General features: G+C 55.2%; 2 protein-coding genes. Both read left to right on the top strand.

Annotated elements, in window-relative coordinates:
- The coding region (locus tag ABJK56_RS03280) for a hypothetical protein (RefSeq protein ID WP_347243237.1) at positions 1 to 1,068 on the top strand (1,068 nt) is incomplete at its 5' end.
- A 118-nt stretch (positions 1,069 to 1,186) separates the two neighbouring features.
- Positions 1,187 to 1,424: hypothetical protein (locus tag ABJK56_RS03275; protein WP_347243236.1), on the top strand; the 238-nt coding region annotated here is incomplete at its 3' end.

Raw genomic sequence — 1,424 nt, 5'->3', positions numbered from 1 at the left:
CCCACCTTCGGCGAGTGGCTGGTGGCGCTGCCGCTGCAGACCGCCGACCGCCGACCACAGACCGCCGAACTGTCCGCCGTCAGCGGTCCGCCGTCCGAATTGACGTCCGCCGTCAGCGGTCCGCCGTCCGAATTGACGTCCGCCGTCAGCGGTCAGCCGTCCATCGTGGCCGAAATCCGCGCCTTCCTGCAGGCCGCCCGCCGCTTGGAAGAGAGAGGTAACCTGGTTGGCGCCGAAGAACTCTACCTGCAGGCCCTGGAACTCGCCCGCTCCGACCCGGCCGCGGCGGGATTGGCGAAGGAAATCGAACTCTTAGTTAAAGAAGTTCACCCAAAAGTGCCCTCTGCCCTTTCTGCAAGAGAGCATTTGGACGCAAGAACTATCCTTCACTCCCCTGGTCAAACACTTGCCCAAACTTTGCCTTTACAGCCAGAAAAAGAGCGACAGCGCCGTCCGGCAGTTTCACTGGACTGGTCATTATGGTTGAAATGGGTAACAGCAAATTTGGCGGGCTTTGTAGCGGGATGGGTTATCCTCATTACCCTCATATTGATTCTCAGCGTAATATTGCACTGGGATATAGAGTTTTTGAACCAAGAAGAAGCAAGCACTCTCACACCCCTTAAAATTGACAACAGTCAACTCATTTCAGTGGGGGTAGGAAGTTTTTTAGGAGGAGGAGTACTTGGCGCAACCGTAGGGATACTTCAATGGCTTGTTCTCAGAAGCAAGATGAGTATTAAGGCTAAATCCTGGATCACTGTGACCGCGATTTTCATGGCCATCGGTTCGGCACCTTATTTACCCATCCTTCTTCAGTTGAATAAGACTGATGGGTTAGGGTTGTTATCGGTGGCGGCAATGATATTGCCCGGCATCATTACAGGCTTTGGACAATGGTTGATCTTACGACGTTATATGCAGAATGCTTTTGTGTGGATATTGGCATATGCTACAGATATTTTTTCCTTTGGTCTATGCGGGTTTTTCAGCACGATTTCAACCGCCTTTATATTATCAATGACATTCCCGAGAAACCAAACAGTTAACCCAAAAGAGGCCACTTGATGACCACTTTTGCTCTCTCCTACGAGTTGTACATCCCATCGCCAGTCAAAGCTGTGGCTTGCTCACCTTGCTGGCACGAGCGTTACTCAACCCCGCACGAAGCCCGAGGAGGCCGCCGATGACCCTCCCCCTCTTCCACCGTTCCCCCCGCACGCCGCCGAGGTTTCCTGCGGAGGAAGTGGAGATTCAGGCGCCGCCGGCCCGGCCCAGCCTGCCCACCCTCTCCGCCGCCACGGTGATCCTCCCCATCGTCGTCACCGCTGTGACCCTGGGGCTTTCGGTCGCCTTCGTCGCCACCCAGCCCACCTACCTCCTCATCTCCCTGCCGATGATGCTGATCTCCGGCCTGATGGGTC

This window comes from Thermogutta sp. (assembly GCF_039793925.1).
In the GTDB taxonomy this organism is placed as follows: Bacteria; Planctomycetota; Planctomycetia; order Pirellulales; family Thermoguttaceae; genus Thermogutta.
Note: the sequence above shows the minus strand (reverse complement) of the source record. Positions and strands in the feature narration are given on the sequence as shown.